7 protein-coding genes are annotated in these 7,337 nt (G+C 64.9%); 4 read left to right on the top strand and 3 right to left on the bottom strand.

All coding sequences use genetic code 11. The features are described 5' to 3' along the window. From H8A92_RS38835 to H8A92_RS38820, 4 genes are all read left to right on the top strand, one after another. Window positions 1–679: NAD(P)/FAD-dependent oxidoreductase (locus tag H8A92_RS38835; protein ID WP_229200554.1), on the top strand; the 679-nt coding region annotated here is incomplete at its 5' end. An 80-nt stretch (window positions 680–759) separates the two neighbouring features. Continuing rightward, window positions 760–3,990, top strand: coding sequence for an adenylate/guanylate cyclase domain-containing protein (locus H8A92_RS38830; RefSeq protein WP_229200553.1), 3,231 nt, complete (start codon window positions 760–762; stop codon window positions 3,988–3,990). Between the two features lie 48 nt (window positions 3,991–4,038). Then, entirely contained in the window at window positions 4,039–4,536 is a 498-nt protein-coding gene (locus H8A92_RS38825; protein WP_229187428.1) for a hypothetical protein, read from the top strand. 18 nt (window positions 4,537–4,554) lie between these two features. Beyond that, window positions 4,555–5,250: a class I SAM-dependent methyltransferase gene (locus tag H8A92_RS38820; protein ID WP_229200552.1), complete on the top strand. Its 696-nt coding sequence runs from the start codon at window positions 4,555–4,557 to the stop codon at window positions 5,248–5,250. Window positions 5,251–5,378: 128 nt separating this feature from the next. Here H8A92_RS38820 and H8A92_RS38815 read toward each other — a convergent pair whose 3' ends face one another. Genes H8A92_RS38815 through H8A92_RS38805 form a run of 3 tightly spaced genes read right to left on the bottom strand, consistent with a single transcriptional unit; the run spans window position 5,379 to window position 7,131 of the window. Next, window positions 5,379–6,368, bottom strand: coding sequence for an alpha/beta hydrolase family protein (locus H8A92_RS38815; protein WP_229200551.1), 990 nt, complete (start codon window positions 6,366–6,368; stop codon window positions 5,379–5,381). A 4-nt stretch (window positions 6,369–6,372) separates the two neighbouring features. Further along, window positions 6,373–6,765, bottom strand: a complete 393-nt coding sequence (locus tag H8A92_RS38810) for a PaaI family thioesterase (protein WP_229200550.1) — start codon at window positions 6,763–6,765, stop codon at window positions 6,373–6,375. A gap of 51 nt (window positions 6,766–6,816) precedes the next feature. Next, window positions 6,817–7,131, bottom strand: a complete 315-nt coding sequence (locus H8A92_RS38805) for an NIPSNAP family protein (protein WP_229200549.1) — start codon at window positions 7,129–7,131, stop codon at window positions 6,817–6,819. Window positions 7,132–7,337: the final 206 nt, after the last annotated feature.

Raw genomic sequence — 7,337 nt, 5'->3', positions numbered from 1 at the left:
CGTCCATGGCGAGACGCCGGCGCTCTCGCTCCGCCGCGACGGCGGCCGTTGGCGGATCGAGACCCCGCGGGCAATCGTGCATGCCGACCAGGTGCTGCTTGCGACCAACGGCTTTACCGACGATCTGTGGCCGGCGCTTCGCCGGACCATCGTGCCGGTGTTCTCGTCGATCGCGGCGACCGCGCCGCTGCCCGACGAGGTGGCCCGCACGATCATGCCGGGCCGCCCGGTGCTGTACGAAAGCGGCCACATCACGGTCTATTACCGCATCGACCAGCACAACCGCCTCTTGATGGGCGGCCGTGGCCCGATGCGCTGGATCAAGGGCCCGTCCGACATCTCCTATCTGATCCGCTACGCCGAGCGGCTGTGGCCGCAGCTTAAAGGCGTCCGCTGGACCCATGGCTGGAACAGCCGTCTCGCCATTACCGCCGATCACTACCCGCATGTCCATGCGCCGGCTGAGAATTTGCTGATATCGCTGGGTTGCAACGGCCGCGGTGTCGCGCTCTCGACCGCGATGGGCGCGCAACTGGCCCGCCGCCTGGTCGGAGGTCCCGAGGCCGAGATCGATATGCCCGTGACCGGCATCAAGCCGATCCCGATGCACGCCTTCTGGCGGGTCGGCGTCACCACGGCCGTGCTGACCGGCCGGGTGCGGGACCGGCTCGGTGTGTGAAGCAGTTTATACAATTGTAGAATGTGCTGGGCTAATCTGACGCGTCGGATATATTCGCAGTCTTCATTGAAAGGCTGTTCATGCAGTGCGAGCGATGCGGTCATGCGAACCGGGCTGGCAACGATTATTGTGAAGATTGCGGTGCGCCGTTAGGCCTCAAATGTGATTCCTGTCACCATGTGAACGGGCCCTCCAGCCGCTTCTGCGGCCGCTGCGGGACCGCGCTCGCCGCGGCAGCCACCCGTCCCGACGCGCCCTCGCAGCGGATGCTCCGCTCGCTCAGCAGCAAGGGCGGCGAACGCAAGAACCTCACCTTGCTGTTTGCGGATATCCGCAACTCGACCAATCTGATCGACAGCCTCGGCGATCCCGAGCTCGGGATGCGGCGCCTGGAGCCGGTGCTCGACCTGATGAAGGAGGCCGTCCATCGCTACGACGGCATCGTCAACAAGATCCAGGGCGACGGTGTGATGGCGCTGTTCGGCGCACCGCCGCGCCCGCACGAGGACCACGCGGTCCGCGGCTGTCTCGCCGCTCTCGCCATGCAGGATTCGGTTGCGAGGCTTGCCGATCCCGGCATGCAGATCCGGGTCGGGCTGCACACCGGAGAAGTCGTCGTTCAGACGGTGGAAAACACCATCTATCAGACTTACGACGCCGCCGGCGCCAACGTCCACATCGCCAACCGGATGGAGCAGATGGCGGATGAGGGAACGATCCTCATCACGCGCGACACCTATCTCGGCGCCCGGCAGTTCGTCGAGGTTCTGCCGCTCGGCATGCAGACCATTCGCGGCATCTCCACGCCGGTGGAGGTGTTCAGGCTGACCGGGCTGCTCAGCGCCCCCGCGAGCGACGTCTTCCGCAGCGGCAGGCGCCTGACCTCGATGGTCAACCGGACCGAGCAGCTGGCGGCGCTGGACCATGAGCTGTCGCGCGCGGTTGGCGGCGACGGCCGGGTTGTCGGCCTGGTCGGCGACGCCGGCATCGGCAAGAGCCGGCTTTGCTTCGAGTTCGCGGAAAACTGCCGCCGCAAGGGGATACGCGTCTACGAGGCCCGCGTGCTGGCGCATGGGCGCGCAACACCGTTTCAGCCCGTGCTCGAGCTGTTGCGCGACATCTTCGGCATCCGTGTCAAGGAGCCGGTCGAGACCTCCAGGCGTCGCGTCATCGACCGCTTCGCCCAGATGTCCTCATCGGATCAGGAGCTGCTGGTGCTGCTCGAGTTTCTCGGGCTCGCCGATCCGGAGCATCCGGCCCCGAAGCTCGATCCGCGCGCGCTGAGGCTGCAGCTGCTCGAGCTCGTTCGAACGCTGGTGCGCGCGCGGTCCGGTGACACGCCAACGGTCGTTCTGATCGAGGATTTGCACTGGATCGACGCCGCGAGCGAGGAGTTCGTCGAGACGCTGGTCGATGCGATCGTCGGCACCGCGACCTTGCTGCTGGTCAATTTCAGGCCGGGGTTCACCGCCGCTTTCATGCAGCGTTCGCACTACCGTCAGATCGCACTGCCGCCGCTGCCGTGGTCCGATTCGAACGAGCTGCTCCGCGAGCATTTCGGCAAGCATCCCTCGCTGGCCTCGCTGAGCAGCAATGTCATCGAACGCGCGCAGGGCAATCCGTTCTTCATCGAGGAGCTTGCCAACTCCGTCGTGGAGCGCGGCAATGTGGAGGGCGAGCGCGGCAACTACCGGCTCAAGCATGGCGTCGATGCGGTGCCGCTGCCCGCGACGGTGCAGGCCGTCGTGGCGGCCCGCATCGATCATCTCGAGGAGGTCGCCAAGCAGGTGCTCGAAACCGCGGCGGTGATCGGCCGGCTTGTCGCGATGTCGGTGCTGCGTCCGGTCGCGGCGCTGCCGAACGATGATCTGCTGAACGCCATCGCGCAGCTCCGGCAGGCCGAGCTGCTCTACGACCTGCCGCCCTACGACAAGGGATTGCTGGCGTTTCGCCATCCGTTGATCCAGGAGGTGGCCTACGCGACCCAGTTGCGGTCGCGGTTGACCACGCTGCATGCGACCGTCGCCAAGGCCATCGAGAGCTTCGACTGGGGCAAGCTCGACGAGTTTGCCGGGCTGCTTGCCTATCACTACGAAGCCGCGGGTCAGCCTTTGGAGGCGGTCACGCATTTGCAGCGTGCGGCGCGCTGGATCGGCAAGACCAACTCCGCCGAGGCGATGAAGAGCTGGAAAAAGGTTCGCGCCTTGCTGCAGGAGCTGCCTTCGTCCGAATATGTCGACCGGCTGCGGGCGATGTCGAGCGGCCAGATCCTCAACTTCGGTTGGCGTGAGGGGATGTCCGCCGACGAGGTCAAGCCCTACGCCGAAGAGGCGATCAAATACGCACGCGCAGCGGACCCGGTGCACGAGCCGATCCTGCTCGGCGCCTACGGCCGGATCCTGGCCGCGACCGCGGCGGCCGACGATTACGTCAATCTCGTGCAGGACGCCGTGAAGCTCACCTCCGGCACCGGGGACGTCGGACGATTTGCGACGGTCAATGCCATGCTGAGCCAGGCGTTCTTCCTGTCGGGCCGTCTTTCCGAGGCGCTGGACGCCGGGCAGGTGGCGGTTGCCGCTATTGCGGAGCAGGGTGGCTTTCACAACAACGTCACACTCGGCCTCAACCCGAACCAGATCCTCGGCTTCGACGTCGAGCATTGGATCAACTGCCTTGGCACCAGAATACTGGTGCGCCTGGGTCGATTTGACGAGGCCGAACAGCGGATCGCCGAGGTGTTGCGGGCCGAGCCGGAACGCTTCGCGGCTGTCGTGCAGTTCATTCCGCATTTCGCAATGGTGGAGATGGGCTGGAGCCGCGGCCGGCCGGAGCTCGCAAAGCCGCATGCGGCGAGGATCGCCGAGCTGGCCGAGCAGTCGGGAACGCCCTATCTGCGGGTCGCCGCTGTTGCCAGCGCCGGCCTCGCCAGCGGCGCCGCAGGCGACTTCAAGGTTGCCGCCGCCCAGCTTCGGGAGGCGATCGACTTTGCGCGCTCTGCGCGAGCCGGCCTGGAGTTCGAGGCCCGCATGCTGGCGGATCTGGCCGAAGCGCTCTATCGGTCCGCCGACCATCATGCGGCGCTGCAAGCGGTGGACGAGGCGCTGACCGTCGCGCGGCGAAGGACCGATCGCATCGCCGAACTCCACGCGACGGTCCTGCGTGGCTTGATCATTTGCGCTTTGGGCAGCACGTCACATGACGAGCTTGACGAGATTGTCGGCTGCGCTCAGAATCTGCTCGATGTCTCCGGGGCAGTCTACTTCACGCCACAACTCGATCAGCTTCGATTGCATCTTGAGCGACGTCGCTAGTCGCGACGATATTTTCATTTCTGGAAACAAGGTACTGAGGGGGTTTTGATGGGACGGATGATTCAAGACGATACGACGCGCGATGTCCTGGATCTGCTGAACAAGCGGTTTGGTCCCGGCGGGATCATGGAGATGGTCGAGCTGCAAAAGGAGTTCGACATCTTCTCCCCCAATCATCCCCTCGAGCAGTCATTCAGGCTGATCGGGATCGAGCCGGCCGACCGGGCCGAGCGCCAGCGCTGGTACACCTTCCTCGGCACGCTGAAGGACTATCCTTCCGATCAGCCCAATGTGAGCGGCTACAAGCGGGTGGTCCAGGCGTTCCGCCAGGCGCTCACGCAGAGCCCGTATCTGCCGGTGCTCGTCACCGCTCACGCGATGAAGGAAAATCCGCAGGTGACGTTTGCAGCCGATGGCAGCACGCCGCTGATCTACTCGACACAGTCGTATCGGGTTCTGTCGATCCCGACCAAGCCGAGCCTGGTCGCGCGCAAGGAGCTTGCGGCGGCAGCCAAGCAGCGACGGGCCAAGAAGGCCAAGAAGTGACCAGGAAATGAGCAGGGCATGAGCATCGCAGCGGAGACCGCGGGCGCCGGCGCCGAAGGCGACCGGGCGCGGTTCTCCGACCTGTATGCCGATGTCGAATCCTACTACAGCGCGCGGGTCGCCAAATACGGCGCCACCCCGCGCGGGGTGGACTGGTCCTGCCAGGCCACCCAGGACCTCCGTTTCGTCCAGTTGCTGAAGCTCTGCGACTTTTCCGCGCCGTTCAGCCTGAACGATATCGGCTGCGGATACGGCGCGCTGTGCGGCTATCTCGCAAGGCGTCACCCGCACGCGGCGATCGACTATCTGGGGATCGATCTGTCGCTCGCCATGGTCAGCCGCGCGCGCCGCCGCTTCTCGGCACCGGGACGACGTTTCAAGGTCGGCAAAACCAGTCCGCGCCGCGCGACCTACTCGGTCGCGAGCGGCATCATGAATGTCAATGTCGGCGGCTCCCGCGCATCCTGGGAGGGGTTTGTCGCCGAGATGCTGGCCGACCTGCGCCGCGCCAGCCTGCGCGGCTTCAGCGTCAACTTCGTCACCGGCGGTGCGGACGGCACCGCGGCCGCCGATGGCGCGCCGGTGCAGCTCTACTGCACCAGCCCCGAGCCGTGGATCCACCATTGCGAGCGCGACCTCGGCTGCACCGTCGAGACGATCGACGGTTACGGAATGAACGAAGTCACCCTGCTGGCGCGATGTAACGATTGCTGATCGGACAGCGCCCACGCCCGGCCGCAAGCAGGCCGATCCTCCTCGATCTGCAGACATTCCGCCAGGTCGCATCACAGCCGCCGTATTGACCGCAGGGGACGCGGGACCGGCTCAGGGTGTAGCGGTGTTCATCGCGTCCCGGCTTCGCCCAGATGCGCCCTGAAGAACGCAATGGCTTCGGTGTGGAAGCGCCGATGAAAGGCGAGGCGGTCGAAGCCCGGGGCGTCGGTGCAGATGCCGGCCATCTTCGCCGTCTCGTCCGGCGTGCATGTCGCGAGGAAAGAGAAGTGCTTGGCATCCTTCACCAGGTGAAAGTCCGGTTTGGATGGAAGCCTGTCGTTGATGGCGGCAGCACAGCACCCGGAGAGACCGTCACTGTTCTGCGCAGGGTCCGAGCTCCACAGTTGGATCGGGATCGTCACGGCTTTCAGATTCTCGGCCGCAAAGAACAACACAGGATAGGGATCGACGATGATCGCAGCCTTGATCCGCGGATCGTGAACGATCGGTCCGCTCGGCTTTTCTCCGCTTTCGAGTTCCTTGCAGGTCCGCAAGGCCGATGTCTGGCAGTTCGGCAGGCCCTTGCGCAGATCGGGCTCACCGCCCATCGCCGCGAGACCCGTATAACCGCCCCAGGAAAAACCGTAGAGACCGATGCGTCCGGCGTCGATGTAAGCAGCATCAGGCCAGCCTTGAAGCGCGTAGTCGATCGCGCGCTTGATGTCGGCGGGCCGCTCGACCGTGACGGCAAGACTGTCGGTGCCGCTGGTGTCGCGTTCGGTATCGGTCGGATGATTGATCGTCAGAACCATGAAGCCGGCGTCCGCCAACGCCGCGGCGGTGTCATGATGACCGCCGAGCCACCCGCGCCTGCCATGCGAGATCACGATCAGCGGCAGCTTGTTTCCTACGATCGGGCAGTCGTTCACGCCGAAGAACGTTCTGCCGCCGCGGGCATCGATCTCGTGCGGAGCCTCGGCGCAGGGATGCCAGACCACCCCTCGGATCGCGGGGCCGTCAGTGCTCGCGGGAACGTCGAAAGCCCGCAGTCCGGCCGCCTGCGCAGCCGAAAGCCCGAGCGACAACAGAGCGGACAACAGGAAGGGAGACCAACGCATAGGGCTATCGCTTGTCGAGAATTCGCAACTCGGCGGTGGCGGTGGCGACCATCACGTTCTCCGCATCGATCAGGTCGGCCTCGACGATCATGTCGCGCCCGGTCTGCGAGATGATCTTCGCCTTGGCCGTGATCGGACCAACGCGCGCAGGCTTGAGAAATCGCGTGGCGAGGGTTTTGGTCACCACCGTCTGTGTTGCGGCAAGCGCTGCAAGCGCGCCGAGGCCCGTGGCCGAATCCAGCATCGCGGCGAGGAAGCCGCCCTGGATCGTGCCATGCCGGTTGGTGAATAAGGGCTTCGCCTCGAAACGGATCGAGGTGATCTCGCCGTCGAAGCCCAACCACTCGCGCCCAAGGAGCTGCGCGCCGGGCGGTACGTCTGCACTTGCTTCACTCAATTCGGTTACCGCGCTTGTTGCCCGGCCAAATGTGCCAGCCGTTCTTGGAACTCAAGCCGCCTTCGGAAACATTGGTCGGAAAAACGACCGATCATACCGCGTGAAGCAGCCGGTCTCCTTTGCGAACGCTATTGCTTTCTGAACGTCCGGATCGGCCGCGGAATCTTTTCGATATTGCTCGTAGGCAGCAAGGCTCGGAAAGCTGAACATCGCCAACGCGACGTCGCTCGCACCTTCGGACGGCAGGAAGTAGCCGTGATGGATGCCGCCGAACCGCGGCAGCAGGTCGAGCCACATGGCGGCATAGGCCTCGAAATCGGCGAGCTTGCCCAACCTGATCTCGTAGCGCACGTAACAGGTAATCATTCTGCGGTGCTCCAATCCATCGTTGACCAAGGCTTTCTCACCATAGCGCAGCGGAGGAAACGCGTCACGCGCCACGGCGTTCGCCGGCGGTGTTGCAAAGCTGCGTCCCCGTCCTCACCTGTCATCGCCCGGCTCGACCGGGCGATCCAGTACGCCGCGGCGTCTCGGCTCAAGCACTACTGCCTCTGGAATACTAGATCGCCCGG

Origin of the sequence: Bradyrhizobium acaciae (assembly GCF_020889785.1) — a bacterium.
Taxonomy (GTDB): Bacteria; Pseudomonadota; Alphaproteobacteria; order Rhizobiales; family Xanthobacteraceae; genus Bradyrhizobium; species Bradyrhizobium acaciae.
The sequence above is the reverse complement of the archived record's forward strand: the minus strand, read 5'-3'. Positions and strand labels throughout refer to the sequence as shown.

Bases quoted from the DNA above. Each gene is read 5' to 3' on its own strand.
- H8A92_RS38820 (WP_229200552.1), top strand. From the start codon at position 4,555: ATGAGCATCGCAGCGGAGACCGCGGGCGCCGGCGCCGAAGGCGACCGG.
- H8A92_RS38825 (WP_229187428.1), top strand. From the start codon at position 4,039: ATGGGACGGATGATTCAAGACGATACGACGCGCGATGTCCTGGATCTG.
- H8A92_RS38815 (WP_229200551.1), bottom strand. From the start codon at position 6,368: ATGCGTTGGTCTCCCTTCCTGTTGTCCGCTCTGTTGTCGCTCGGGCTT.
- H8A92_RS38830 (WP_229200553.1), top strand. From the start codon at position 760: ATGCAGTGCGAGCGATGCGGTCATGCGAACCGGGCTGGCAACGATTAT.
- H8A92_RS38805 (WP_229200549.1), bottom strand. From the start codon at position 7,131: ATGATTACCTGTTACGTGCGCTACGAGATCAGGTTGGGCAAGCTCGCC.